The 24,158-nt window shown below is 70.3% G+C and carries 27 protein-coding genes; 15 read left to right on the forward strand and 12 right to left on the reverse strand.

All coding sequences use genetic code 11. The annotated features are described in order from the left end of the window. Positions 1 to 4 precede the first annotated feature (4 nt). The gene (locus KG111_RS11145; RefSeq protein WP_249666088.1) at positions 5 to 934 is read right to left on the reverse strand and encodes a cytochrome c oxidase assembly protein; all 930 of its coding nucleotides are present in this window, start codon (positions 932 to 934) and stop codon (positions 5 to 7) included. Positions 935 to 1,060: 126 nt separating this feature from the next. On the opposite strand from KG111_RS11145, the gene ctaE reads away from it, so the two are divergent. The 5 genes from ctaE to KG111_RS11170 all read left to right on the forward strand — a co-directional run bounded on the left by ctaE (position 1,061) and on the right by KG111_RS11170 (position 6,898). Beyond that, entirely contained in the window at positions 1,061 to 1,726 is a 666-nt protein-coding gene (gene ctaE / locus KG111_RS11150; RefSeq protein WP_205292691.1) for an aa3-type cytochrome oxidase subunit III, read from the forward strand. Between the two features lie 66 nt (positions 1,727 to 1,792). Further along, positions 1,793 to 2,668: a cytochrome bc1 complex diheme cytochrome c subunit gene (qcrC, locus tag KG111_RS11155; protein ID WP_249666089.1), complete on the forward strand. Its 876-nt coding sequence runs from the start codon at positions 1,793 to 1,795 to the stop codon at positions 2,666 to 2,668. Further along, positions 2,665 to 3,762 (forward strand): cytochrome bc1 complex Rieske iron-sulfur subunit, encoded by a 1,098-nt coding sequence (gene qcrA / locus KG111_RS11160; protein WP_205292692.1) that lies wholly within the window; start codon positions 2,665 to 2,667, stop codon positions 3,760 to 3,762. Before qcrC ends, qcrA begins: the two co-directional genes overlap by 4 nt. Continuing rightward, positions 3,752 to 5,467: a cytochrome bc1 complex cytochrome b subunit gene (gene qcrB, locus KG111_RS11165; protein ID WP_205292693.1), complete on the forward strand. Its 1,716-nt coding sequence runs from the start codon at positions 3,752 to 3,754 to the stop codon at positions 5,465 to 5,467. The genes qcrA and qcrB overlap by 11 nt, the downstream gene beginning before the upstream one ends. Before the next feature lie 192 nt (positions 5,468 to 5,659). Continuing rightward, positions 5,660 to 6,898 (forward strand): hypothetical protein, encoded by a 1,239-nt coding sequence (locus KG111_RS11170; RefSeq protein WP_213449985.1) that lies wholly within the window; start codon positions 5,660 to 5,662, stop codon positions 6,896 to 6,898. On the opposite strand, the gene KG111_RS11175 is transcribed toward KG111_RS11170, so the two are convergent. The 4 genes from KG111_RS11175 to ctaC form a co-directional block, all read right to left on the reverse strand. Then, positions 6,899 to 8,128 carry a L,D-transpeptidase gene (locus tag KG111_RS11175; protein ID WP_249666090.1) on the reverse strand — a complete coding sequence of 410 codons (1,230 nt, stop codon included), beginning with the start codon at positions 8,126 to 8,128 and terminating at the stop codon, positions 6,899 to 6,901. Positions 8,129 to 8,224: 96 nt separating this feature from the next. Further along, entirely contained in the window at positions 8,225 to 8,641 is a 417-nt protein-coding gene (locus KG111_RS11180) for a cytochrome c oxidase subunit 4 (RefSeq protein WP_205292695.1), read from the reverse strand. Continuing rightward, positions 8,638 to 10,386, reverse strand: a complete 1,749-nt coding sequence (gene ctaD, locus KG111_RS11185; RefSeq protein ID WP_205292696.1) for an aa3-type cytochrome oxidase subunit I — start codon at positions 10,384 to 10,386, stop codon at positions 8,638 to 8,640. Before ctaD ends, KG111_RS11180 begins: the two co-directional genes overlap by 4 nt. Beyond that, positions 10,383 to 11,258: an aa3-type cytochrome oxidase subunit II gene (gene ctaC / locus KG111_RS11190; protein WP_432806864.1), complete on the reverse strand. Its 876-nt coding sequence runs from the start codon at positions 11,256 to 11,258 to the stop codon at positions 10,383 to 10,385. Before ctaC ends, ctaD begins: the two co-directional genes overlap by 4 nt. Before the next feature lie 147 nt (positions 11,259 to 11,405). On the opposite strand from ctaC, the gene KG111_RS11195 reads away from it, so the two are divergent. Both KG111_RS11195 and KG111_RS11200 read left to right on the forward strand, forming a co-directional pair. Beyond that, positions 11,406 to 12,551 (forward strand): cysteine desulfurase family protein, encoded by a 1,146-nt coding sequence (locus KG111_RS11195; RefSeq protein ID WP_205292698.1) that lies wholly within the window; start codon positions 11,406 to 11,408, stop codon positions 12,549 to 12,551. Next, complete coding sequence (locus tag KG111_RS11200; protein ID WP_249666091.1) at positions 12,548 to 12,787, forward strand: sulfurtransferase TusA family protein; 240 nt, start codon at positions 12,548 to 12,550, stop codon at positions 12,785 to 12,787. The genes KG111_RS11195 and KG111_RS11200 overlap by 4 nt, the downstream gene beginning before the upstream one ends. 46 nt (positions 12,788 to 12,833) lie before the next feature. Here the strand turns inward: KG111_RS11200 and KG111_RS11205 are convergent, their stop codons facing one another. After that, positions 12,834 to 13,766 (reverse strand): carbohydrate kinase family protein, encoded by a 933-nt coding sequence (locus tag KG111_RS11205; RefSeq protein WP_240196097.1) that lies wholly within the window; start codon positions 13,764 to 13,766, stop codon positions 12,834 to 12,836. A gap of 141 nt (positions 13,767 to 13,907) precedes the next feature. Between KG111_RS11205 and KG111_RS11210 the strand changes: the two genes are divergently transcribed. After that, complete coding sequence (locus KG111_RS11210; RefSeq protein WP_205292700.1) at positions 13,908 to 14,120, forward strand: hypothetical protein; 213 nt, start codon at positions 13,908 to 13,910, stop codon at positions 14,118 to 14,120. A gap of 80 nt (positions 14,121 to 14,200) precedes the next feature. Here KG111_RS11210 and KG111_RS11215 read toward each other — a convergent pair whose 3' ends face one another. The 4 genes from KG111_RS11215 to KG111_RS11230 are packed head-to-tail and all read right to left on the reverse strand — an operon-like array spanning position 14,201 to position 17,409. Next, positions 14,201 to 14,617 carry a HesB/IscA family protein gene (locus KG111_RS11215; RefSeq protein ID WP_240196074.1) on the reverse strand — a complete coding sequence of 139 codons (417 nt, stop codon included), beginning with the start codon at positions 14,615 to 14,617 and terminating at the stop codon, positions 14,201 to 14,203. A gap of 60 nt (positions 14,618 to 14,677) precedes the next feature. After that, entirely contained in the window at positions 14,678 to 15,787 is a 1,110-nt protein-coding gene (locus KG111_RS11220) for an NAD(P)-dependent alcohol dehydrogenase (protein ID WP_205292701.1), read from the reverse strand. After that, positions 15,784 to 16,254 (reverse strand): DUF4334 domain-containing protein, encoded by a 471-nt coding sequence (locus tag KG111_RS11225; RefSeq protein ID WP_205292702.1) that lies wholly within the window; start codon positions 16,252 to 16,254, stop codon positions 15,784 to 15,786. The genes KG111_RS11220 and KG111_RS11225 overlap by 4 nt, the downstream gene beginning before the upstream one ends. A gap of 51 nt (positions 16,255 to 16,305) precedes the next feature. After that, entirely contained in the window at positions 16,306 to 17,409 is a 1,104-nt protein-coding gene (locus tag KG111_RS11230; RefSeq protein ID WP_205292703.1) for a glycerate kinase, read from the reverse strand. A 72-nt stretch (positions 17,410 to 17,481) separates the two neighbouring features. On the opposite strand from KG111_RS11230, the gene nadA reads away from it, so the two are divergent. From nadA to KG111_RS11245, 3 genes are read left to right on the forward strand one after another with little or no spacing between them, the layout of a single operon-like run. After that, positions 17,482 to 18,657: a quinolinate synthase NadA gene (gene nadA, locus KG111_RS11235; RefSeq protein ID WP_205292704.1), complete on the forward strand. Its 1,176-nt coding sequence runs from the start codon at positions 17,482 to 17,484 to the stop codon at positions 18,655 to 18,657. Then, the gene (locus KG111_RS11240) at positions 18,650 to 19,297 is read left to right on the forward strand and encodes a DUF3043 domain-containing protein (protein ID WP_249666092.1); all 648 of its coding nucleotides are present in this window, start codon (positions 18,650 to 18,652) and stop codon (positions 19,295 to 19,297) included. Before nadA ends, KG111_RS11240 begins: the two co-directional genes overlap by 8 nt. 26 nt (positions 19,298 to 19,323) lie before the next feature. Beyond that, on the forward strand, positions 19,324 to 19,992 hold the full coding sequence (locus KG111_RS11245; RefSeq protein WP_205292705.1) for an EthD domain-containing protein: 669 nt from the start codon (positions 19,324 to 19,326) through the stop codon (positions 19,990 to 19,992). Here KG111_RS11245 and KG111_RS11250 read toward each other — a convergent pair. Further along, the gene (locus tag KG111_RS11250; protein ID WP_205292706.1) at positions 19,989 to 20,999 is read right to left on the reverse strand and encodes an aldo/keto reductase family protein; all 1,011 of its coding nucleotides are present in this window, start codon (positions 20,997 to 20,999) and stop codon (positions 19,989 to 19,991) included. The two genes, KG111_RS11245 and KG111_RS11250, sit on opposite strands and share 4 nt — an antisense overlap. 55 nt (positions 21,000 to 21,054) lie before the next feature. Between KG111_RS11250 and KG111_RS11255 the strand changes: the two genes are divergently transcribed. Genes KG111_RS11255 through KG111_RS11265 form a run of 3 tightly spaced genes read left to right on the forward strand, consistent with a single transcriptional unit; the run spans position 21,055 to position 22,734 of the window. Next, positions 21,055 to 21,654, forward strand: a complete 600-nt coding sequence (locus KG111_RS11255) for a GNAT family N-acetyltransferase (protein ID WP_205292707.1) — start codon at positions 21,055 to 21,057, stop codon at positions 21,652 to 21,654. 40 nt (positions 21,655 to 21,694) lie between these two features. Further along, on the forward strand, positions 21,695 to 22,432 hold the full coding sequence (locus KG111_RS11260) for an AzlC family ABC transporter permease (RefSeq protein WP_205292708.1): 738 nt from the start codon (positions 21,695 to 21,697) through the stop codon (positions 22,430 to 22,432). Further along, complete coding sequence (locus KG111_RS11265; protein WP_205292709.1) at positions 22,429 to 22,734, forward strand: AzlD domain-containing protein; 306 nt, start codon at positions 22,429 to 22,431, stop codon at positions 22,732 to 22,734. Before KG111_RS11260 ends, KG111_RS11265 begins: the two co-directional genes overlap by 4 nt. 34 nt (positions 22,735 to 22,768) lie before the next feature. Here KG111_RS11265 and dapB read toward each other — a convergent pair whose 3' ends face one another. Continuing rightward, positions 22,769 to 23,539 (reverse strand): 4-hydroxy-tetrahydrodipicolinate reductase, encoded by a 771-nt coding sequence (dapB, locus tag KG111_RS11270; protein WP_205292710.1) that lies wholly within the window; start codon positions 23,537 to 23,539, stop codon positions 22,769 to 22,771. 63 nt (positions 23,540 to 23,602) lie between these two features. Between dapB and KG111_RS11275 the strand changes: the two genes are divergently transcribed. Beyond that, positions 23,603 to 24,118 (forward strand): class I SAM-dependent methyltransferase, encoded by a 516-nt coding sequence (locus KG111_RS11275; protein ID WP_205292711.1) that lies wholly within the window; start codon positions 23,603 to 23,605, stop codon positions 24,116 to 24,118. Positions 24,119 to 24,158: the final 40 nt, after the last annotated feature.

Here is a 24,158-nt window from a genome sequence, read left to right on the forward strand (position 1 = left end):
GATGCTACTCGCTCCGCTCCGCACCCGGGACCGGGTCGGTCGCGGCGGCCGCGAGCCGCTGCTGCCGCTCGAGCCGGTCCAGGCGGCGGTCCTCCCGCTTGGCCTCCTGCATCGAGGAGCGCACCCACTGGGCGAACAGTGCGATGAAGAACACGATGCCGACGAGGTCACCGGCGCCCCACAGGATGCCGCCGGCGAGCTCCTGGTCCTTGAAGGGGTCGGGCAGCCAGGAACCCATCGGGCCCTCCCGCAGCGCGAGGTAGTGCTCGGCACCGAGCAGGGTGACCTGGCCCATGATCGTCACGCCCAGGAAGGCGTGGAAGGGCAGGGTGAGCACGGTGAGCAGCACCCGGAACGGGTGCGAGACGCGTCCGGGCAGGGGGTCCACCCCGACGATCGGCCAGAAGAAGATGGCGCCGACGGCGACCAGGTGGACGTGCATCATCTCGTGCACGTACGCCGAGCTCAGCGAGGCGTCGTACCAACCGGTGAAGTACAGCGCCCACGGCGAGAGGACATAGAGGCCGAACGCCAGCGGCGGGAACGACAGCACCTTCGCCAGGCGCGAGTGCACGACGAACAGCAGCCAGCGCCGGGGCGCGGGCGGCAGCGTGCGGAGGGCAAGCGTCACCGGGGCGCCGAGCGCCAGCGACAGCGGCACGATCATCGACAGCACCATGTGCTGGACCATGTGCACGCTGAGCAGCACCTCGTCGTAGGCCGCGATGCCCGAGGAGGTGACGAAGTAGAACGCCGCCATCCCGATCATGAACGCCAGGGTCCGCCCGATCGGCCAGGCGTCCCCGCGGCGGCGGAGCGTGGCGACGCCGAGGGCGTAGAGGCCCACGCCCCACACGGTCAGCACCAGGGGCAGGGGGGCGACCCCCCACTCCGTCCACACCGCACTCAGGTTGAACTCAGGGAGCGGTTCCACTATTGCAACGGTTGCCATTGACAGCGACCCCACGGGCACCTCCTCGAATGCTTCGAGCGTAGGTCGCGGTCCCTGCCGTGCCCGATGGGGGGGGTCGGGGTGCCCGGCGAGCGGGATGGGGCAATAATGACGCCCGTGGCGACCACAGCATCCGCATCCCTTCCGGCCTCGCGCCTCCATGGACAGCACGACCGACCGAGCATGGTCGCCGTCGGCACCATCGTCTGGCTCTCGAGCGAGCTCATGTTCTTCGCGGCGCTCTTCGCGTCGTACTTCACGATCCGGTCGGTCTCACCGGAAATGTGGGCGGAGAACACCGCACTGCTCAACGTGCCCTTCGCGACGGTCAACACGACCATCCTCGTGCTGTCCTCCTTCACCTGCCAGTGGGGCGTCTTCGCCGCTGAGCGCGGCCAAGTCCGCCGCGGCGGCCCGCTCTGGAAGTTCTGGGGCGGCCGGGCCGGCTGGGGCCTGCGTGAGTGGTTCATCCTCACTTACATCATGGGCGCCGTCTTCGTCGCCGGCCAGGCACTGGAGTACGCCGAGCTGATCCACCACGGCGTGACGCTGCCGAACGACGGCTACGGCACGATGTTCTACCTGACCACGGGCTTCCACGGGATCCACGTGATCGGCGGGCTCATCGCCTTCCTCTTCGTCCTGGGGCGTACCTACGTCGCCCGGCGCTTCACCCACGAGCAGGCTGTCAGCGCGATCGTCGTGTCCTACTACTGGCACTTCGTCGACGTCGTGTGGATCGGCCTGTTCGCGACGATCTACCTGGTCCAGTGACCCGGTGATGTCGATGACGACAACTTGTTCGCCCACTGATCCGACCCGGACCCACAAGGACTGATTGTGCGCCTTCTGAACCGATCCGCCGGTCGCCTCTCCCGGCACCGCCGCGGCCCGCTCGCCGGGCTCATGGTGCTGGTGTGCGGCCTGCTGCTGACCGGCGGCCTGTACGCCGCGTTCGCGCCTGCCCAGGCCGACACGAGGCAGGACCAGGAGGAGCTGGTCCAGCAGGGCCGCGAGCTCTTCCTGGTCGGCTGTGCCTTCTGCCACGGCAAGAACGGCGAGGGCGTCCTGACTCAGGGCGGCTCGCAGTACGGCCCCGCCCTGACCGACGTGGGCGCCGCCTCCGTCGACTTCCAGGTCGGCACCGGCCGCATGCCGATGGCCCAGCCGGGCCAGCAGGCTCCGCGCAAGAAGGTCGTCTACACCAAGGACGAGACCGCAGCGCTGTCCGCGTACGTCGCGTCGCTGGGCACCGGCCCGGCGATCCCGGACAAGGAGCTCTACTCCACCGCGGGCATGAGCGACGACGAGCTCGAGGAGCTCGTCGTGCGCGGCGGCCAGATCTTCCTGGCCAACTGCACCGCCTGCCACAACTTCGAGGGCTCCGGCGGGGCGATGCCCCGCGGCGGCTACGCCCCCAAGATCCGCGGCGTCGAGCCCAAGCACATCTACGAGGCCATGCTGACCGGCCCGCAGACCATGGACACGTTCTCCGACGGCAACATCCCGCCGGCGGACAAGAAGGCCGTCATCGCCTACCTCGAGACCCTCGACGAGTCCCCCAGCTACGGCGGGTTCACGTTCGGCGGCCTCGGCCCGGTGAGCGAGGGAATCACGGTCTGGGTCGTCGGCATCGGCAGCCTCGTCGGGTTCGCGGTCTGGATCGCGGCACACTCCACCCGCTCGAGCAAGAAGAAGGACGAGGCGGCAGCGTGAGCGACGCACACACCACCGATCCCCACGGAGGGGAACTCGCGGTCACCGGACCGATCGCGGACCCAGGGCTGCCCGAGCACCAGTGGCGGCCGACCGACGTCGACCCGGCCAAGGAGAAGCGTGCCGAGCGCCAGGTCGTGGGATTCTTCCTGCTCTCCGCGCTGAGCACCGTCGCCTTCCTGGTCGCCTACTTCACGCTGAAGATCGGCGACAACTGGCACGTCATCGGCGGCTTCGGTGCCTCCAACATGGCACTCGGCCTCAGCCTCGGTCTCGCCCTGCTGTTCATCGGCGTCGGCATCATCCAGTGGGCCCGCAAGCTCATGGGTGACCACGAGATGACGGAGATGCGCCACCCGGCCCGCTCCAGCGACGAGGACCGCGAGACCACTCTGCAGGCGCTGAGCGACGGGCTCGAGGAGTCCGGTATCGCTCGCCGTCCGCTGATCCGGAACTCCCTGCTCGGCGCCGTCGGCCTCCTGGGTCTGCCCGCCGTCGTCCTGCTCCGCGACCTCGGCCCCCTGCCGGGCGACGCCCTGTACCACACGATCTGGGGCCGCGGCCTGCCGAACCGCCCCATGCGGATCGTCCGTGACGGCATCTGGACCCCGATCCTGCCGTCCGACCTCGAGATCGGCGACCTCGTCAACGCCCAGCCCGATGCGCTGCACAACCCGGAGCGGTACGACATCGACCCGGCGGACGTCGAGGGCATCGAGCTGCAGGTCCACAAGTCCAAGGCCTCGCTGATCCTGCTGCGCATGCAGCCCGAGGACATCAAGCACGGCAAGGACAAGGACGGCCAGAGCCGTGAGAACTGGGCCGTCGACGGCATCGTCGCCTACTCCAAGATCTGCACCCACGTCGGCTGCCCGATCTCGCTGAACGAGCGGACGACCCACCACCTGCTGTGCCCCTGCCACCAGTCGACCTTCGACCTCGCGGACTCCGGCAAGGTCGTGTTCGGCCCGGCCGGCCGTCCACTCCCCCAGCTGCCGCTGGCCGTGGACGACGAGGGCTACCTCGTCGCTGCGAGCGACTTCGACGAACCGGTCGGCCCGAGCTTCTGGGAGCGTGACTACTATGAGCGTTGATCTGAACAAGGTCGCCTCGACCAACGGCTCCGAGCCGGCCGCTGCCAACGGCACGACCCGGGGTGGCGCGATCGCCAACTGGGCCGACGAGCGGCTCGGTCTCGGCTCCGTGATGAAGAAGAACCTGCGCAAGGTCTTCCCGGACCACTGGTCCTTCATGCTCGGTGAGATCGCGCTGTGGAGCTTCGTTGTCGTGCTCCTCACCGGTGTCTTCCTGACGCTGTGGTTCGACCCGAGCATGGCCGAGGTCAACTACAACGGCTCCTACGACCCGCTGCGCGGCGTCCACATGTCGGCCGCCATGGCCTCGACGCTCGAGATCTCGTTCGACGTCCGCGGCGGACTGCTGATGCGTCAGATGCACCACTGGGGCGCGATGATCTTCATCGGCTCGATGATGGTCCACCTGATGCGCGTCTACTTCACCGGCGCGTTCCGCAAGCCGCGCGAGCTGAACTGGGTGATCGGCTGCCTGCTGCTGCTCCTGGGCACCATCGAGGGCTTCACCGGTTACTCACTGCCTGACGACCTGCTCTCCGGCACCGGTGTCCGGGCCGCGGACGGCTTCATGAAGGCGACCCCGGTGGTCGGCACCTACATGTCGTTCTTCCTCTTCGGTGGCGAGTTCCCGGGTGACTCGATCATCCCGCGGTTCTACGCGATGCACATCTTGCTGATCCCCGGCATCCTGCTGGCGCTGGTGGCCGCGCACATGTTGCTGCTCGTCTACCACAAGCACACGCAGTGGCCTGGCCCCGGCCGGACCGAGGAGAACGTTGTCGGCTACCCGATGCTCCCCGTCTACGCGGCCAAGGCCGGCGGGTTCTTCTTCATCGTCTTCGGCGTGATCGCTCTCTTCGGCGGCCTGTTCTCGCTGAACCCGGTGTGGAAGTACGGCCCGTACGACCCGTCGAAGGTCACCGCCGGCTCGCAGCCCGACTGGTACATGGGCTGGCCGGACGGCCTGCTGCGGATCATCCCGGCGTGGGAGACGCACCTGTGGGGCTTCACGGTCTCCTGGAACGTGATGATCCCGATCCTGGTCGCGCCGCCGCTGCTGCTGATGGTCCTGATCCTGCTGCCGTTCCTCGAGTCCTGGATCACCGGCGACAAGCGGGAGCACCACCTGCTCCAGCGCCCGCGGAACGCTCCCACGCGCACGGCGATCATGGTCGCCCTGATGACGTTCTACGGTCTCTCGTGGGCCGCAGGCGGCAACGACATCATCGCGATCAAGATGCACCTGAGCATCAACCAGATCACCTACTTCCTCCGGGCAGCGGTGTTCGTCGGACCGGTGATCGCGTTCATCATCACCCGGCGCTGGTGCATCTCGCTGCAGCGTGCGGACGAGGCGAAGCTGCTGCACGGCTACGAGAGCGGTGTCCTGGTCCGCTCCCCCGAGGGCGCGTACGCGGAGAAGCACCTGCCGCTGCCGCTCGAGGAGGCCTACGCCCTCACCGCTCGCGACGACGACCCGAAGCCGGAGTCGATCGAGGAGATCGAGGCGTCCGGGCTCAAGGGCAAGAAGCTGCGCCGCCGCAAGCTGCGGGCTCGACTGCAGGCGCTGTTCTTCGCGGACAACGTGCAGAAGCCCACCGCAGCGGAGCTCGAGGAGGCTCAGCACCACTCCGAGCACGAGCTGCACGAGCTCGAGGACCAGATCTCCGCCGGTCCCAACCGGCACGGTCCCGCCGAGCACTGAGCTGGCTCTCAGAAGGCCCCCACCATCTTGGTGGGGGCCTTCTGGCTTTGGACGACCCTTTCGTCCAAAGCACCAGGACGGACCGATCCGTGGAACCCGCCTCCGGAGGAACTCCGCTGCCCTAAGATCCGCTCGGCAGCAAGCAGATCACCGTCGCCGACAAAGACCGTCACAGAGAAAAGGCACCCGATCGTGGCGTCCACCCAGCACGACCACGAGGCCCTCACTCATCGGACGGCACTGACGAGGCGTGTGCTCCGGGTGCTGCGAGCCGTGCGGATTCCCCTGCTCGTCTGCACGCTGGCCCGGGTCGTGGATCTCGTTCTCTTCGCGGTGCTGAGCCGGTACCAGCAGAGCTCGGATGCATTGGCCGAGGCCCTCAACACCTATCGCGCCACCCCGGCCGACCCGGGCGTGCTCGGGATGGTCACCAACTGGGACGGCCAGTGGTACCAGTCGATCGCCACGGAGGGGTACCCCGGCTCCCTGCCCGTCGACGCGGACGGCAACGTCCAGCAGAACTCCTGGGCCTTCTTCCCCGCCTATCCCATGCTGGTCCGCAGCCTCATGACCGTCACGGGGCTTCCCTTCAGCGTCGCGGCCGTGACCATCAGCATCGTGGCCAGCACCGTTGCCATGTGCTGGCTCTACACGATGGTGCAGCAGCACGCGGGACCATGGCTCGCCGGCGCGCTGGTGCTAGGCATCAACTGCTTCCCCACCGCGCCCGTGTTCGCCGCCGCGTACAGCGAGGGCCTCGCCCTCCTCGTGATCGTGGCCGCGCTGAGCGCCTTGCAGAAGCATCGCTACGGCGCCTTCGCGCTGATGATGTTGCTGCTCGGCGTCACCCGACCCATCTCGATCGCCTTCGCGCCCGTCCTCGCGCTCCATGCCCTCCGACGCCGCCGGGCTGAAGGACGTCTCTCCCCCAGGGACGCCAAGCACCTCACGGTCGCACTCTGCTCGACGGTCGTCGCCTTCGGCATCTGGCCGGGCATCGCAGGGCTCCTCACCGGCCGGATCAACGCCTACCTGCTGACCCAGGAGGCGTGGCTGGGCTCCGGTTGGAACTCCTGGGCGGTCGCTGCGACGCGGGACCTCGGCCTCGGGTACGTCGTCGCCGTGGCCGTAGCCCTCGCGGCCTACTTCGTGCTCCGCCCCGACGCGCGACTGTGGCCCAGCGAGCTGCGGACGTGGGCCGCTTCCTACGCCGCGTTCCTGGTCGTGACCGTGCGACCGGTCCCCAGCATCACGCGCTACACGATGCTGGCCATCGTGTTCTGCTGGCCACTCGCCGAGCTCGGGCTCCGCAGCAGCCGCGTCGCCCGCATCGTCCTGGTCGCGACGGTAGTGGCCGTCGGCATTGTCGTGCAGTACGAGTGGCTCCGGGGTTGGTGGGTGTACTCCGAGACGCGCCGAGGCTTCCCCTAGTCAGCTCAGGGCCGAGCCCTCGACGTAGTCGTCCCAGTCGATGTTCCAGTCGCCGTACCCGTTGTCGGGCTCCATCGGGCGGTCCGTGCCGACGTACTCGACGACGTCGCCGCGTCGGCTCATGTCGTAGAGCCAGCCGGCGTCGGCGTCGCTCATCCCGGTGCAACCGTGGGAGACGTTCGCGCGGCCCTGGGAGCCGACGGACCACGGGGCGCCGTGGATGAACTCCCCCGAGCTGGTCACGCGCATCGCCCACTTCACGTCGTCGATGTCGTAGGCCTCGGCGGAGCCCTGTGCGATGCCGACGGTCTCGGAGTTCATGCGCCGCGTCGCGGACTTCTCCATGATCACCTTGACGCCGGAGCGGGTGGTGAACCCTTCCTTGCCCGTGGTGATCGGCAGCGTCCGCAGCAGCTTGCCGTCCTCGAAGACCTTCATGGTGTGCGTCTTCGCGTTGACCTTGTAGATGTGTGCCTTGCCGACCTGGAAGGACACGGTGCGGTTCTCCTGGCCGTAGATGCCGCCACCGGCGGGCACGCTGTTCACGCCGACGGACACACTGACCTTGGTGCCGGGCTGCCAGTACTCCCGTGGGCGCCAGTGCGCCTCACGATCGCTCACCCAACGCCACGAGCCGGCCTGGGCGGGCTGGGAGGTCACCTTCATCCGCTTCTCGAACGCGGCCTTGCGCTTGACCGGGAGGTCGAAGGTGACGACGACCGGCATACCCACCCCGACGGTCTCGCCGTCGATGGGTGACACCGAGGGGTAGGTCTGCTCGTCGAGGTTCAGCGCGCGGGTCGTGAACTTCGCCACGGAGGTGACGGGGGTGCCGTCCTCCCCCTCGACCGTCGTGCGGACCCGGTAGCGGGCACCCGGCTCGAGCCGGTCGGTGGCTCTCCAGCTGGCACCGTCGGCACTCAGCTCGCCGCGCACGGGGCCGGCGGCGGAGCGGACCTTCACTGCGGTGATCCGCCCGTCGGTGCTGCCGACCTTCACCAGCGTGTCGACCGGTACGTCGGTGGCACCGTCGTCGACGTTGAGACTCACCTGAGGCGTGGCCGCGGCGGCTTCGGTGCCGCCGGCGCCGGCGGGCGCGTCACCGCTCCGGGCGCCGGGTGCACCGCCTGAGCCGTCGCAGGCAGCGACGAGCACCGCGACGAGCGAGACGGCGGCACAGGCACGGGCTGCGGAGCGGAGGCGGAGGCGGAGGCGGAGTGAAGTGGACACCTCAGCAGGGTAAAGCCGGATCGGCCGAGCGGGAAATGTCGCAGCGGCGCCCCACCGGGAGGTGGGGCGCCGCTGTGAGAAGTTCGAGCCTGTTGCTCAGTGGGCGAAGTCGCCCCGGTAGTACTCGAAGATCCAGCCCACCAGCGCGATCGCGCCGAGGACCAAACCGATGATGAAGAGCCACCAGGCGAGCATCGCCAGCGCGAACACCATCGTGCTCAGCGTCATCGCGCACCACAGGGGCCACCACGAGAACGGCGGGAAGAAGCCGAGCTCGCCGGCGCCGTCGGCGATCTCGCCGTCCTTGCGGTCCTCGGGACGCGCGTCCATCCGCTGGGCCTGGAAGCCCAGGTAGAACGTGACCATGGCCGCGAGCAGCGTGGTCATCACCAGCGCCGAGGTGCCCGTCCAGTCGGCGCCGGAGTCACCGGCGTCGGTGATGAACCAGTAGGCGGGCGTGACCAGGACCAGGAAGACCGTGGTCACACCGAAGACCCATGCCTCGATCTTCATCGGTCGCCACCATCCTTGTTCATCTGCTCGTTCAGGTGCTCGGCACGGCCCTCGGTGTCGGGCAGGTCGCCCACCGCGCTGCCCGACTCAGCCGGGTTGTCGTACATCTCGATGGCGGCGATCTCCGGGTGGTGGAGGTCGAACGCCGGGGACTCCGAGCGGATCCGCGGGATCGTGACGAAGTTGTGCCGCGGCGGCGGGCAGCTCGTGGCCCACTCCAGCGACCGGCCCCAGCCCCACGGGTCGTCGGTGCCGACCAGCGGGCTCTTGCGGGAGACGTAGACGTTGTAGAAGAACGGCAGCATCGAGGAGGCCAGGACGAAGGCGCCCACCGTGGAGACCTGGTTCAGGAACTCCCAGTCGTCGCCGGGCAGGTAGTCGGCGTAGCGACGCGGCATGCCCTCGACACCCAGCCAGTGCTGCACCAGGAAGGTGGCGTGGAAGCCCACGAAGAGCAGCCAGAAGTGGATCTTGCCGAGCCGCTCGTCGAGCATCCGACCGGTGAACTTCGGCCACCAGAAGTAGAAGCCGGCGAACATCGCGAAGACGACCGTGCCGAACACCGTGTAGTGGAAGTGCGCCACCACGAAGTAGGAGTCGGAGACGGCGAAGTCCAGCGGCGGGCTCGCCAGGATGACACCGGTCAGACCACCGAAGAGGAAGGTGGTGAGGAAGCCGATCGACCAGAGCATCGGCGTGTCCATCCGTACGGACCCGCCCCACATGGTGCCGATCCAGTTGAAGAACTTCACACCGGTGGGCACCGCGATCAGGAACGTCATGCCGGAGAAGAACGCGAGGTTCACCGCGCCGGTGACGTACATGTGGTGTGCCCACACCGCAACCGAGAGGATCGCGATGGCGAGCGTCGCGCCGACGAGGCCCACGTAGCCGAAGATCGGCTTGCGGCTGAACACCGGCAGGATCTCGGAGATGATGCCGAAGAACGGCAGCGCGATGATGTACACCTCTGGGTGTCCGAAGAACCAGAAGAGGTGCTGCCACAGGACCGCGCCACCGGTGGCGCTGTCGAAGACGTGCGCGCCGAGCTGGCGATCCGCCTCCAGCGACAGCAGCGCGCCGGCCAGGATCGGGAACGCGATCAGGACGAGGATCGCGGTGATCAGCACCGTCCAGGTGAAGATCGGCATCCGGAACATGGTCATGCCGGGGACACGCATGCAGATGATGGTGGTGATGAAGTTGACCGCACCCAGGATGGTGCCGAGACCGGCCATCCACAGGCCCATGATCCACAGGTCGCCACCGACGCCGGGGCTGTTGACCGAGTCGGACAGCGGCGCGTAGGCGAACCAGCCGAACGAGGCCGCACCCGAGGGGGTGAGGAAGCCGGCGGCGGCGATGAGGCCACCGAACAGGTACAACCAGTAGCTGAACATGTTCAGGCGCGGGAACGCCACGTCCGGAGCGCCGATCTGCAGCGGCATGATCGCGTTTCCGAAGCCGAAGAACAGCGGCGTGGCGAACAGCAGCAGCATGATCGTGCCGTGCATGGTGAAGAGCTGGTTGTACAGCTCCTCGTTGACCAGCTGGCTACCGGGATAGGCCAGCTCGGACCTGATCAGCAGCGCCATGATGCCACCGAGGATGAACCAAGCCATCGCGGTGACGAAGTACAGGTTGCCGATCAGCTTGTGATCGGTGGTGGTGAGCACCCGCACGACCTGCTGGCCGAGCGGCTTGCGCGCGGTCAGGTCGGCGGAGCGAGCAGCAGTCGCAGTCACTCGCTCTCCTCCTCGTCGGGGTTGATGAGGTTCCGGGAGTACTCGCCGCCCAGGACGGGTGCTTCGGAGACGTTGTCGGGGTTCTGAGCGAGTCCGGCCAGGTAGTCCTGGTACTCGGCCTCGGTCACGACCTTCACCGTGAACAGCATGCGCGAGTGGTAGGCGCCACAGAGCTCGTAGCACTTGCCGTCGTACGTGCCGGTCTCGGTCGGCTTCACCTGGAAGGCGTTGTCGTTGCCGGGGATGACGTCCATCCGCATCGCGAAGGCAGGGATGCCGAAGTTGTGGATGACGTCCGGGCTGTAGAGCTGGAACTCCACGGTCTGGTCGACCGGGATGACCAGCTGGGGGAACTCGTCGCCGTCACCGGAGGTGAAGACGTTCTTGCCGCCCGCAGCCTCGGTGTCGGGGTAGTTGAAGGTCCAGGACCACTTCTGGCCGACGACCGTGACCACCACGTCGGGCTCCGGGTCCATCTCCAGCGCCACGTTCTGCACGCGAACGGTCTGCGAGAAGAACGCGATGACCATGATGACCGGGAAGATCGTGTAGAAGATCTCGATCGGCAGGTTGTAACGCGTCTGGACCGGGACCTCGTCGTCACGACGACGACGGAACCACAGCGGGACGCCGATGATGAGCGCCCACGTGATCACACCGGTGATCAACGCAGCGATCCAGGCGCCCTGCCAGAGCGTGAGGATGTGCTCGCCCTGTTCGGCCTTGATGTCCGGCATGCCGAACCGTTCCCATTGGGTGTCGGTCGAACAGCCGGACAGAGCGGCTGCGAGTGCGACGGATCCAGCGAGCGGGGTCGCGCGACGGAATCGCCGCTGCGCCGTCCGCGAGCGATCGGGGTGCCACCAGCCCACGAACGAGCCTTCCTCTCGAGGGTTAGAACACGGCAAACACTAGCGGAGGGCTCGCCCGGTCGGGGGGCGGGGTCGACACCGCGCGGACGGCGCACACCGCCGCGGGCGTCCGGGCCCACGCCATGCTGTCTGCTCTAGGGTCGGGACGTGAGCAGTACCCCGCAGGTGTACCTCGATACCGCCTCCGCCGAGCGCCTGCACCCCGCCGCGCGGGACACGCTCCTCGCTGCGCTCGAGCGCGGCTACGCCGATCCGCGCCGCTTGCACGGGCCCGGTCGCGACGCACGCCTGCTGCTCGACAACGCGCGGGCGGTGGTCGCGGAGTGCCTCGGCATGCGCGCCGACGAGGTCGGGTTCACCGCCTCGGGCACCGACGCCGTGCACCGCGGGCTCCTCGGGCTCCTCTCCCCCGCCGGGGGTGGGTCCGTGGTGTCCTCCGCCGTCGAGCACTCAGCGGTGCTGCAGGCGCTGTCGTGGCACGGCTCAGGGCACGGCTCAGGGCACGGCTCCGGCGCCCACGTGCGGGTGCCCGTCGACCACACCGGCCGGGTCGACGAGACCGCGCTGGCGCAGGCTGCGCGGCGCCCCGGGGTCGCCGCCGTGGCCCTGCAGGCGGCGAACCAGGAGGTGGGCACGCTCCAGCCCGTCGACGAGGTCGACCTGCCCGAGGACGTGCCCCTGCTCGTGGACGCCGCGGCCGCGGTGGGACGGGTGCGGTTGCCGCAGCGCTGGGACGTGCTGACCGCCTCCGCCCGCAAGTGGGGCGGTCCCGCGGGCGTGGGTGTGCTGGCCGTGCGCCGCGGCACCCGCTGGAGCCCGGCCCTGCCGGGCGACGAAGGGCTCGACGGCCTCGACGCGGCCTCCGTGGACGTGCCGGGCGCCCTCGCCGCCGCGGCGGCGCTGCAGGCCGTGCTGGCCGAACGCGCAGAGGTGGCCGCACGGCAGTTCCGGCTGGTGGAGCGGATCCGGGCGGCCGCCCTCGACCTGGGCGACACCGAGGTCGTCGGCGACCCGGTGCAGCGGCTGCCGCACCTGGTCACCTTCTCCTGCCTCTACGTGGCCGGCGACGAGATCGTGACCGAGCTGGCCCGACGAGGCTTCGCGGTGGCGAGCGGGTCGGCGTGCACCGCCTCGACCCTCGAGCCGAGCCACGTGCTGGCCGCGATGGGCGCGCTCACCCACGGCAACGTGCGGGTCTCCCTGGAGCGGGACACCACCGAGGAGCAGGTGGAGGCGTTCTGCCGTGCTCTGCGCGAGGCGGTCACCGACATCCGGCGTCGGGCGGGGCTGTGACCGGGGCCGTGGTGCGCGAGCTCGACTGCCGCGACCAGCCCTGCCCGCGACCGATCATCGAGCTGGCCAAGGCGTTGGGTTCCGTGCCGATCGGCGAACGGCTCGCCGTCGTCGCCCACGACCCCGCCGCCCGGCACGACGTGCCCGCGTGGTGCCGGATGCGGGGGCAGGAGTACGTCGGCGAGGACGTCGCCGACGACGGCGCCCCGCGCTACGTCGTACGACGTCTCGGCTGAGCCGCGCAGCGGGGGCTCGGCGACCGAGGGCTCGCCGACCGGCGGCTCAGGCCAGGTGGGTCGCGACCTCGTCGGCTGCGGCGTCGCCGTAGGAGCCCCGGACGCGCTCGACGAACTCGGCGTGGGTGAAGGAGTACTCCTGGGTGCCGACGGTCTCCACGACGTAGGCGGCCAGGACGCAGCCGACCTGGGCCGCCCGCTCGAGCGAGGTGCCCCAGGACAGGGCGGCCAGGAAGCCGGCACGGAACGCGTCGCCGACGCCGGTGGGCTCGATCGCGGCGACGTCGCTGGCGGCGGGGACCTCGAAGGAGGTGCCGTCCTTGCTGGTGACCCGGACGCCGTCCTTGCCCAGCGTGGTGACCTGGAACCCGACTCGGTCGAGGATCTCCTCGGCCGACCACCCGGTCTTCTTCTCGATGACGTGGGACTCGTACTCGTTGGAGAACAGGATCGCGGCGCCGTCGATGAGGTCGCGGATCAGGTCGCCCTCGGCGAACGCCAGCTGCTGGGAGCAGTCGGCGATGAACGGGTAGCCGCGCTGGCGGCACTCGTCGGTGTGGCGGCGCATCGCGTCGGGGTCGTCGGCACCGACCAGCACGTAGGTCGGCTCCCCGACGCGCGCGACGATCGGCGCGAGCTCGATCTGGGCGGCCTCGCTCATCGCCCCGGGGTAGAACGAGGCGAACTGGGCCATGGTGGAGTCGGTGGTGCACACGAACCGGGCGGTGTGCTGGGTCTCGGAGATGTGGACCGAGTCGCAGTCCACGCCGTGACGCTCGAGCCAGGACCGGTAGTCGGCGAAGTCCCCACCGGCGGCGCCGACGAGCACCGGGCGCAGCCCCAGGTGGGCGAGGCCGAAGCACATGTTGGGAGCGACTCCTCCCCTGCGGATCTCGAGGTCGTCGACCAGGAACGAGACCGAGAGCTTGTCCAGCTGCTCGACGACGAGGGAGTCGGCGAACTTGCCGCCGAACGTCATGAGGTGGTCGGTCGCGATCGAGCCGGCGATGAGCAAGGAGCCCGTGGGAGCAGTCACGAAACGAAAGGTTAACCGCAGACCTCCCATGCCGACGGCCGGTCCCACTGGGAGTACCCCTCGGTAACGCTTAGCGTCGTGGCCATGACGCCGTACGAGGAGATCGCCACCCCCGCCGACCTGCACGCCGACTTCATGGCAGTCAACCGGGAGCTCGCCCGGGCCGCGGTCAAGGCGACCCGTCCCGCCCCGAGCATCCACTTCGACGAGTTCCCCCGCGAGGTCGCCAAGCGCGACATCGCGATCTCCGCGGCCGCACAGCGCCTCGCCAACGCGCTGCACCTGCACCTGGACTGAGCGGCCCAGGACGCAACGAGGCCCCCGCCGGACGGCGGGGGCCTCGTTGCTGTGCGGGGTCGTTCACCCCTGCATAGGACTCAGTGGAAGGAGTCGCCGCAGGCGCAGGACCCGGTCGCGTTCGGGTTGTCGATGGTGAAGCCCTGCTTCTCGATGGTGTCGACGAAGTCGATCACGGCACCGTTCAGGTAGGGCACGCTCATCCGGTCGACGACGACGGAGACGCCGTCGAAGTCGGTGACGACGTCACCGTCGAGGCTGCGCTCGTCGAAGAACAGCTGGTAGCGCAGGCCGCTGCAACCACCCGGCTGGACCGAGATCCGCAGCTGGAGGTCGGCGCGCCCCTCCTGCGCCAGCAGGCTGCTCACCTTGGCCGCCGCCACCGGGCTGAGGTTGATCTGGTCCTCACGCCGCTCGAAGGTGACGGGCTCCGCGACGGTCGTGGTCGCGCTCGGGGCCTCGTGGTTGTGGGCGCCTCCGCAGCACTGGTCGCTCATGGTCACTCCAAAGTCGTGGGTTTCGGTTCTCGCCTAGCCACAATCCTCGCACAACGCCGGTTATTCCTCCCACACCAGAACAGGCTTGACGACCGTGCCGGCCGCGGAGTCCGCCACGGCCTCGGCGATCTTGGTGAACGGGTACGTCGTCACCAGGTGGTCCACGTCGAAGCGCCCGGCGCTGCGGTGCTCGATGAGCTCGGGGACGGTGACGAGGGGGTCGGACTCGCCCTCGATCGAGGAGCGCACGATCTTGCCGGTCTGCAGCAGGTCGATGGCGTCGATCGTGTACTCCGGCGCCCCCAGGCCCAGCGCGACGAGCATCCCGCGGGTGCGCAGCGAGTGCTGCGCCTGCAGCACCACCGCCGGCAGGGCGGTGGTGTCGATCGCGTAGCGCGCTCCACCGCCGGTGAGCGCCTTGACCCGTTCCGCGACGTCCGGCTCCCCCTCCGCGGCGGGGTCCAGCGCGAGTGCGCCGTACTTCTCCGCGACGGCGCGGCGCCCGGGGGCGGGGTCGACCGCGACCACCGTGCTCACCCCGAGCCCGCGGGCCATGGCGATCGCTGCCAGCCCGACGGCGCCCGCACCGAAGACCACCAGCGGGTCCTCGGCCGCCGGCTGCAACAGGTTGAGCACCGTCCCGGCGCCGGTCTGGAACCCGCAGCCGAAGGGAGCCAGCCGCGTCAGGTCGAGCGACTTGTCCACGACGACGACGTTGTCGGCGTACGCCAGGGCGTGCCGCGCGAAGCTGGACTGGCCGAAGAAGCTGCCGAAGACCGGACCGGACTCGCGCCGCATCGTGGTCGAGCCGTCCGGGCGCATCGCCATGTAGTTGAGCAGCAGCGACTGCTCGCAGTAGCCGACGTCGCCGGCGAGGCAGGGGCCGCACGCTCGGCAGGAGCGGAAGCTGAGCACGACGTGGTCGCCGACCTCGATGCCGCTGACCGCCGCGCCGACCCGCTCGACCACGCCGGTGCCCTCGTGCCCGACGACGATCGGCATCATCTCGGCGGGGAGCATGGTCGGCACCGTGAGGTCGGTGTGGCACAGGCCGGTGGCGACGATGCGCACCAGCACCTCGTCCTCTCGGGGCTCGTCCAGCTCGACCTCACCGAGGACGAAGGGACCGCCCGGCTCCTCGACCAGCACTGCCGTCGTCCGGATGCTCATGCCTCACGCTCCAGCCAGAAGTAGTAGAGGTCCGCGATGCCGAAGGCGCTGTCGAGCTTGCCGTTCATGATCCCCATCACGGTGTCGTCGTCGACCTTCTTGAAGTGGTCCAGGACGGGCAGGTTGTCGTAGACCATCGTCGCGGTCGTCTCGCCGCGGAAGCCGACCTCCCACAGCGACGCCTCGCCGCCGCCGGCGGCCTTGGTGTTGGAGTACAGCTCGCCGGCCTCGTCGCGGCACACCAGCGGCACCGCGACCAGCGGACCCTCGAACCGCTTGCCGTGCCACCGGATCTTGCGCAGCACGTCGCTGAGCACGTGCCCGGTCGCGAAGTCGCCGCCGCGCCACGCCCCGAGCATCTCGGGGACCGTCACGGTGCTGAGCTCGGACCACAGCGCGTCGAGGTCCGCGGGAGCGGCGTCCTCGGCGGCACGGAGCGCGTCGAATCGTTCTGTGATGTCTGCCACGGCGCTCAGACTAGAACATGTTCCACCCGGGAGGGTGTGTTCTGCCGCGCCTCAGGCGGACCAGGTGCGCGCGACCCGAGCCGCCAGGTCGCTCAGCGCGCCGGCGGGGTCGGCGAACGCGCGCTCGCGACCGAAGGCGTCCACCAGCGAGTAGGCGCCGTCCATGCCCAGGGCCCGCATCTCCCGGGCCCCGACGAGGACCTCGCCGGCCAGCACGACACAGGGGCGCAGCGCCTCGGCTGCGACCGCGGCGACGCCGGCGGGCACCTTGCCGGTCCGGCTGGAGAAGTCGAAGGAGCCCTCCCCGGTGATCACGATGTCGGCGTGGCGCGCGTGCTCGGCCAGGCCCACCGCGTCGGCGACCAGCGCGAAGCCCGGCACCCGCGCGCCGCCGAGCAGCAGCAGCGCGAACCCGAGGCCGCCGGCGGCGCCGGCACCCGGCTCCAGTGCGAGGCGCCGGTCCGTGGCCAGCGCGAGCTCCTGCAGGTAGCCGTCGACGACGATCTGCGCCCCCTCGTCCAGGCCCTTCTGGGCCCCGAACGTCTTGGCCGCACCGAAGAGCCCCGCCAGCGGGCTGTCGACGTCGGTGGCGGCGACGAGATCGACGCCGGTGACGACGGCCCGAGCGGGGCGCAGGTCGACCGTGCGCACGCCGCGCAGCATCGCTCCGCCGGCGTCCAGCGGCACGTCCGCGCGCGCCCCCAGCGCTGCGAGCAGGCCGGCGCCACCGTCGACGGTCCCGCTGCCGCCGAGGCCCACCACCACTCGCTGCGCGCCCGCCGCCACGGCCTCCTTCACCAGCGCCCCCACCCCCGCGGTGGTGTGCCGCTCCCCGTGCCGGCCGCCGGTGAGGTGGATCCCGCAGGCCTGCGCGCTCTCGACGTACGCCGTGCCGCCGACCAGCAGCAGCGTCGCGGGGACCTGGGTGTCACCGGTGTCGCCTGCGCGGGCTGGGCCGGCGACGCTCACCGCGAGCAGGTCGCCACCGAGGCTTGCGTGCAGCACGTCCACGAACCCGGGGCCGCCATCAGACATCGGCGCCAGCACCACCTCGTCCTGGGGCGCGTGGCGGTGCCAGCCGACAGCGATGGCCTCGGCCGCCTCCACCGCAGTCAGGGTGCCGGCGAACTTGTCAGGGGCCACCAAAACACGCATGACGACATGATGACGGTTATGGCGGCCCACCGCGCTCGAACTCCACGGACTTGCCCGAACTAGGATGACCCCATGACCACCGTGGACCTCCCGCTGCTGCCGCTGGGCCGTGGCTCGGACCCCCTCTCCGAGCGTGGCGTCGAGTGCCCTGGCGACCTGCCCGCAGCCTCCGACCCCGACCTGGTGGCCCGAGCGCGGGCGGCCAAGGAGAAGCTCGGCGAGCGGGTCTTCGTGCTCGGGCACCACTACCAGCGCGACGAGGTCATCCAGTTCGCCGACGTCACCGGCGACTCCTTCAAGCTGGCCCGGGACGCGGCCGCGCGGCCGGACGCGGAGTACATCGTGTTCTGCGGCGTGCACTTCATGGCCGAGTCCGCCGACATCCTCACCGGCCCGGAGCAGAAGGTCGTGCTGCCCGACCTCGCCGCCGGCTGCTCTATGGCCGACATGGCCCGGCTGGCTCAGGTGGAGAAGGCGTGGGAGGCGCTCGCCGCCGCCGGCGTGCAGGACCAGGTCGTGCCCGTGACCTACATGAACTCCAGCGCCGACATCAAGGCGTTCTGCGGTCGCAACGGCGGCGTGGTCTGCACCTCCTCCAACGCCGAGGTCGCTCTCGAGTGGGCGATGGCGCAGAAGGGCCCCGACACCAAGATCCTGTTCCTCCCCGACCAGCACCTCGGGCGCAACACCGCCGTCCTCGAGCTGGGCATCGGCCTGGACGAGTGCGTGGTGTGGAACCCGTTCAAGCCCAACGGCGGACTGAGCGCCGAGGAGCTCGCCAACGCCCGGATGATCCTGTGGAAGGGTCACTGCTCGGTGCACGGCCGGTTCAGCGCCGACGTCATCGACGACCTGCGGGCGCGGGTGAGCGACCTCAACGTCCTGGTGCACCCCGAGTGCCAGCACGAGGTGGTGCTCAAGGCGGACTTCGTGGGCTCCACCGAGTACATCATCAACAAGATCGAGGCGGCCGCGCCCGGCACCAGCTGGGCCATCGGCACCGAGCTCAACCTGGTCCAGCGGTTGGCGAAGGCCCACCCGGACAAGAACATCATGTTCTTGGACCGCAACGTCTGCTACTGCTCCACGATGAACCGGATCGACCTGCCGCACCTGGTGTGGGCGCTGGAGAGCCTGGTCGAGGGTGTCGTGGTCAACCGCATCGAGGTCGACCCGAAGACCGAGGCGGAGGCGCTGGTCGCCCTGCAGCGGATGCTCGACCTGCCCGGCAGGACCAGTCGTGACTGACGACCTGCGTCGTCCCCAGCAGCCCAACCCCAGCGTGGTCAGAAAGGCCCGAAGCGTGTTCAAGCGCACCAAGTCCGAGCCGGTCGAGCAGCCGGTCGTCGTCAAGCCCGGCGGCAAGGGCCGCCCGACGCCCACCCGCAAGGAGGCCGAGGCGGCCGCCCGCGCCCGGGCGAAGGCCGCGGTCGACAAGAAGGCGCAGACCCGCAAGCAGCGTGAGCTCCGCGCCGAGCAGAGCCGCAAGATCCGCCAGGGCATGAAGGAAGGCGACGAGCGGTACTTCCTGCCGCGCGACCGCGGGCCGATGCGCCGCTTCATCCGCGACTACGTCGACGCCCGCTTCTCCATCGTCGAGATGGTCATCCCGCTGATGATCATCGGCCTGCTGCTGGGCTACACCGGCAGCTCCGCGCTGGTCCAGGCCAGCAGCCTGATCCTGCTCGCGACGGTGCTCTTCGTGGTGACCGACATGTTCGTGCTGCGCTTCCGCATCCGGCGCGAGCTCAAGCGGCGCTTCCCCGAGGAGTCCTACAAGGGCACCACCTACTACGCGCTGACCCGGGCGATGCAGATGAAGTTCATGCGGATGCCCAAGGCGCGCGTGAAGATCGGCCAGGCCCTGCCGGAGGACTACCACCGCTGAGGACCGGCCGCGGCTAGGTTGACGCCGTGAAGCTGATCGCCGCCCTGCACGGTCCGGGGCTGCCGGAGCGCCTGCTCTCCCCCGCCCTGCGCACCGAGCTGGCCCGCGCCGGTGCCTCCCGGCTGCAGGTCAACCTCGACGACGCCGACGTCGCGGACGCGATGCGGTTCGGGCCCGGCGTGCCGGTGACCGCGCTGCTGAGCGTGTGGGACGCCGACGTGGCCGCGGCCCTGGACGTCGTACGACGTCTCGACGCCGGTGCCGCCGCCTGGCTGGTCGCCGAGCGCACTCCCCTGTCACCGCCGCCGGTGCCGGACGGCGAGCGCGCGCCGGCGCTGGCCAACGTCGCGCTGCTGCGCCGCCCGGCGTCCATGACGCCCGAGGCGTGGCTCGGCGACTGGCTGGAGCGCCACACCCAGGTCGCGATCGACACCCAGGCCACGTTCGGCTACCTCCAACACCCGGTCCTCGAGCACCTCACCGAGAGCGGCCGCGACGTCCACGGCATCGTCGAGGAGCTGTTCGACATGGCGGCCATGAGCGACCCGCACGCCTTCTACGGCAGCCGCGGCGACGACGCCGAGCTGCAGCGGCGCCTGGGCACCCTGATGGACAGCTGTGCCCGCTTCGGTGCCGCCGACGGGCTCGACCTGGTGCCGACGAGCCGCTACCTGTTCGGGCTCACCACCGGTTAGCCCAGGACCTCGGAGCGGCGCGGGGAGCGGGTCAGGGCCGGGTCGGTGACGACCACGCCGTCGAGCACCCGGTCGATCGCGGCCATCGTCTCCGCGTCCAGCTTCACGCCCGCCGCCTTGACGTTCTCGGTGACCTGCTCGGGCCGGGAGGCGCCGATGATCGCCGCGGAGACGTTGTCGTTCTGCAACACCCAGGCCACCGCCAGCTGCGCGAGGCTCAGGCCGGCGTCCTGCGCGATCGGCTTCAGCTGCTGCACCCGCTCGAGGACGTCGTCCTTGAGCCAGCGGCTGACGTTGTCGGCACCGCCCTTGGTGTCGGTGGCCCGCGAGCCCGCCGGGGGCGGCTGGCCGGGCAGGTACTTGCCGGTCAGCACGCCCTGGGCGATCGGGGACCACACGACCTGGCCGATGCCCAGCTCGCGTGAGGTGGGCACCACCTCGGGCTCGATGACCCGCCACAGCATCGAGTACTGCGGCTGGTTCGAGACCAGGGGCACCCGCAGCTCCCGCGCCAGCTCGGCGGCGGCGCGCAGCTCCTCGGCGCGCCACTCCGAGACGCCGATGTAGAGCGCCTTGCCGGCACGCACCACGTCGGCGAACGCCAGCATGGTCTCCTCCAGCGGCGTCTCGTGGTCGTAGCGGTGGGCCTGGTAGAGGTCGACGTAGTCGGTGCCGAGGCGGCGCAGCGAGCCGTCGATGGACTCCATGATGTGCTTGCGGGACAGGCCGTGGTCGTTGTGCCCACCGGGCCCGGTGGGCCAGAACACCTTGGTGAAGATCTCCAGTCCCTCGCGCCGCTCGCCGGCCAGCGCCTTGCCGAGGACGGTCTCGGCGGCGGTGTTGGCATAGACGTCGGCGGTGTCGAAGGTGGTGATGCCCTCGTCCAGGGCCTGGCGGACGCAGGCCAGCGCCGCCTCCTCCTCCACCTGCGAGCCATGGGTGAGCCAGTTGCCGTACGCGATGGCCGAGATCCTCAGGCCGCTCGCTCCGAGGTTGCGAATCTCCATGTCGCCGACACTAGCCCCGGCGCGAAGGCCGCCAGCGGCCTGCGAGGATGGCGCCATGGTCACTGCCGACGTCTCCGTACGGGTGGGCTGGCCGGCCGACGCGCCGGGGATCGCCGCGGTGCAGCTGCGCTGCTGGCGCCGGCGGTACGACGCCGCGGCGCTCCCGCTGCCGTCCGAGGACGGCCCCACCCGGACCAGCGCCGTCGAGGACGGTCCGGGCGAGGGCCGCCTCACGGTGGCCGGCCTGAGCGTGACGGACCTGGCCGAGGCCTGGCGGGCCTCGTTGTCCCGTCCTCCCGAGGCGCGGCACCGCGCCCTGGTGGCACTGGCGCACGACACCGTCGTCGGGTTCGCCCTGACCGTGCCGGCCAGCGACCCGGACGCGGACCCCGCCTCGGACGGCGAGGTCGTGGAGCTCACCGTCGACCCCGAGCGCACCCGCGCCGGCCACGGCTCACGGCTGCTCCAGGCGTGCGCGGACACCCTGGAGGCCGACGGCTTCACCCGTGCCGTGTGCTGGGTGGGCACCACCGACGACACGTTGCGCGCCTTCCTCACCAGCGCCGGCTGGGCGACGGACGGGGCGACCCGCGAGCTGCAGGAGGCCGCCGGCACGGTGGTGCGGCAGGTCCGCCTGCACACGGCGCTGTGGTGATCCCGGCCGCTGCGCGGCGCGGGCGGCCAGCAGAGGCCGGGTGAGCCGGGTGGACACCGCACGTCGGGTCGTCGTGCGCGACAGCCTGGGCGTGGCCGTCGCGACCGGCACCTACGGGCTGAGCTTCGGCGCGGTGGGGGTCGCCTCCGGCCTCGACGTGGCCCAGACCTGCGCGCTGTCGCTGCTGATGTTCACCGGCGCCTCGCAGTTCGCGATGGCGGGCGTGCTGGGCTCCGGCGGCACCCCGCTGGCAGGAGCACTCGCCGCACTGCTGCTAGGCACCCGCAACACGCTCTACGGCCTGCGGCTGGCGCCGCTGCTGGGCTATCGCGGCTGGCGGCGGTTGGTGGCAGCCCAGGTGCTGATCGACGAGTCCACCGCGATGGCGGTGACCCGCGGCGACCGCGCGCTGGCCCGGACCGGGTTCTGGACCACCGGCGCCACCATCTTCGTGCTCTGGAACCTGTTCACGCTTCTCGGGGCCGTGGCCGGGGAGCAGCTGGGCGACCCCCGCGACCTCGGCCTCGACGCGGCCGTCGGCGCCGCGTTCCTCGCGTTGCTGTGGCCGCGCCTGAGGACGCCGCGCACCCGGCTGGTCGCGGCGCTGGCCGCCGTCGTCGCGGCCGGGGCGGTCACGGTGACTCCGGCCGGGGTGCCGGTCCTGGTCGCGGCGGGGGTGGCGGTGCTCGTCGGTGCGCTGAGCCGCGGCGAGGCGCCGCCGGAGACGCCGCCGAAGGCGCAGCCAGGGAGTCAGCCGGGGCAGGAGGAGCTGCGGTGATCTGGTGGGCGGTGCTCGGCGCCGGGCTCGGCTGCTACCTGCTCAAGCTGGCGGGGCTGTCCGTGCCACCGGCGGTGCTGGCGCACCCGGTGGTCTCCCGGGTTGCGGACCTCGTGCCGGTCGCACTGCTCGCGGCGTTGGTCACGGTGCAGGTGCTGGCCGCACCCGAGGGCGGGGCGCTGGCCCTGGACGCGCGGGTGGCGGCACTGGCCTTCGCTGTGGGCCTGCTGTGGCTGCGGGCGCCGTTCCTGGTGGTCGTGTTCGGCTCGGCCGCCTTCGCGGCCCTGCTGCGCCTGCTCTGAGCCGCCCCGCCGCGACGGGCCCGGTCAGCCGAGGTCAGTCGAGGTCGAGGAACGTCTCGAGGCCGACGGTGAGGCCAGGGAAGTCTGCGATCCGGCGCACCCCGGTGAGCACGCCGGGGGTGAAGGAGACGCGGTCCAGGGAGTCGTGGCGAATCGTGAGGGTCTCCCCCAGCCCGCCGAGCACGACCTCCTGGTGCGCCACGAGGCCGCGGATGCGCAGACCGTGCACGCGGATGCCGTCGACGTCGGCGCCGCGGGCTCCCTCGAGCCCGGTGGAGGTGGCGTCCGGGATCGGCGGGCTGCCGGCCTCGCGACGCGCGGCCGCGATGAGCTCGGCAGTACGACGCGCCGTACCGCTCGGGGCGTCGGCCTTGGTCGGGTGGTGCAGCTCGACGACCTCGACGGACTCGAAGAACGGTGCCGCGATCGCGGAGAAGCGCATCATCAGGATCGCGCCGATCGAGAAGTTGGGCGCGATCAGCACGCCGGTGCCGGGGTGCTCGGCGAGCCAGCCGCGCAGCGTGTCCAGCCGCGCCTCGTCGAAGCCGGTGGTGCCGACGACCGCGTGGATGCCGTTCTCGATGCAGTAGCGCAGGTTGTCCATCACCACGTCGGGGTGGGTGAAGTCGACCACCACGGAGGTGCCGGACTCGCTCAGCGAGGTGATCGGGTCGCCCTGGTCGACACCGACGGTGAAGTCGAGGTCGTCGGCGTCGCAGACGGCCTTGACGACCTCGGCGCCGACCTTGCCACGGGCGCCGAGCACCCCCACCCGGAGACGGCCCGACGATGCGTTCTCAGCCACATGGGAAACCACAGCACCAAGGTAGTGCGTGACCCGTTCAGGGGTTCTGGCAGGCTGGACCCCATGGTGAACAAGATCCCGGCCCGGATCCGGTGGGCGGTGGATTTCATGGACGTCCAGCCCAACGACCACGTGCTCGAGGTGGGGTGCGGAAACGGAGCTGCCGCCGACCTCATCTGTCGACGCCTCGAGGGTCGCGGGAAGATGTTCGCCATCGACCGCTCCGAGGCCGGGGTGGACCGCACGAAGGCCCGCTGCGCCGAGCACCTCGAGGCCGGCAAGCTGACCGTGCGCCAGATCGACCTCGCCACCCTGCGGGTGCCGGTCAAGCGGCTCACCAAGGTCTTCGCGTTCGACGTGAACCTGTTCTGGGTCCGCGACGCGCACGAGGAGATCGCGCTGCTGCACGAGCGGTTGATGCCGGGCGGCTCGGTGAACCTCTTCTTCGACACCAGCCGGCCCGAGCAGGTCCCCGAGATCCTGGAGAAGGCGTCCGCGCAGCTGCGTGACGGCGGGTTCCGGGTCTACATCGTGGACTCCAAGAACCCTCCGGTCATCGGCATCATCGGCCGCCGCTGAGCCCACTCACCCGGGGCCGGGCGCCGACGGCGCCCGACGC

This window comes from Nocardioides faecalis (genome assembly GCF_018388425.1).
Lineage (GTDB): Bacteria > Actinomycetota > Actinomycetes > Propionibacteriales > Nocardioidaceae > Nocardioides > Nocardioides faecalis.

Coding starts and splice junctions, on each gene's coding strand:
- KG111_RS11255 (WP_205292707.1), top strand. CDS start 21,055: ATGGTCACTGCCGACGTCTCCGTACGGGTGGGCTGGCCGGCCGACGCG.
- KG111_RS11210 (WP_205292700.1), top strand. CDS start 13,908: ATGACGCCGTACGAGGAGATCGCCACCCCCGCCGACCTGCACGCCGAC.
- KG111_RS11205 (WP_240196097.1), bottom strand. CDS start 13,766: ATGACGTTCGGCGGCAAGTTCGCCGACTCCCTCGTCGTCGAGCAGCTG.
- nadA (WP_205292704.1), top strand. CDS start 17,482: ATGACCACCGTGGACCTCCCGCTGCTGCCGCTGGGCCGTGGCTCGGAC.
- KG111_RS11230 (WP_205292703.1), bottom strand. CDS start 17,409: ATGCGTGTTTTGGTGGCCCCTGACAAGTTCGCCGGCACCCTGACTGCG.
- KG111_RS11215 (WP_240196074.1), bottom strand. CDS start 14,617: ATGAGCGACCAGTGCTGCGGAGGCGCCCACAACCACGAGGCCCCGAGC.
- ctaE (WP_205292691.1), top strand. CDS start 1,061: ATGACGCCCGTGGCGACCACAGCATCCGCATCCCTTCCGGCCTCGCGC.
- KG111_RS11250 (WP_205292706.1), bottom strand. CDS start 20,999: ATGGAGATTCGCAACCTCGGAGCGAGCGGCCTGAGGATCTCGGCCATC.
- KG111_RS11275 (WP_205292711.1), top strand. CDS start 23,603: ATGGTGAACAAGATCCCGGCCCGGATCCGGTGGGCGGTGGATTTCATG.
- qcrB (WP_205292693.1), top strand. CDS start 3,752: ATGAGCGTTGATCTGAACAAGGTCGCCTCGACCAACGGCTCCGAGCCG.
- KG111_RS11220 (WP_205292701.1), bottom strand. CDS start 15,787: ATGAGCATCCGGACGACGGCAGTGCTGGTCGAGGAGCCGGGCGGTCCC.
- KG111_RS11180 (WP_205292695.1), bottom strand. CDS start 8,641: ATGAAGATCGAGGCATGGGTCTTCGGTGTGACCACGGTCTTCCTGGTC.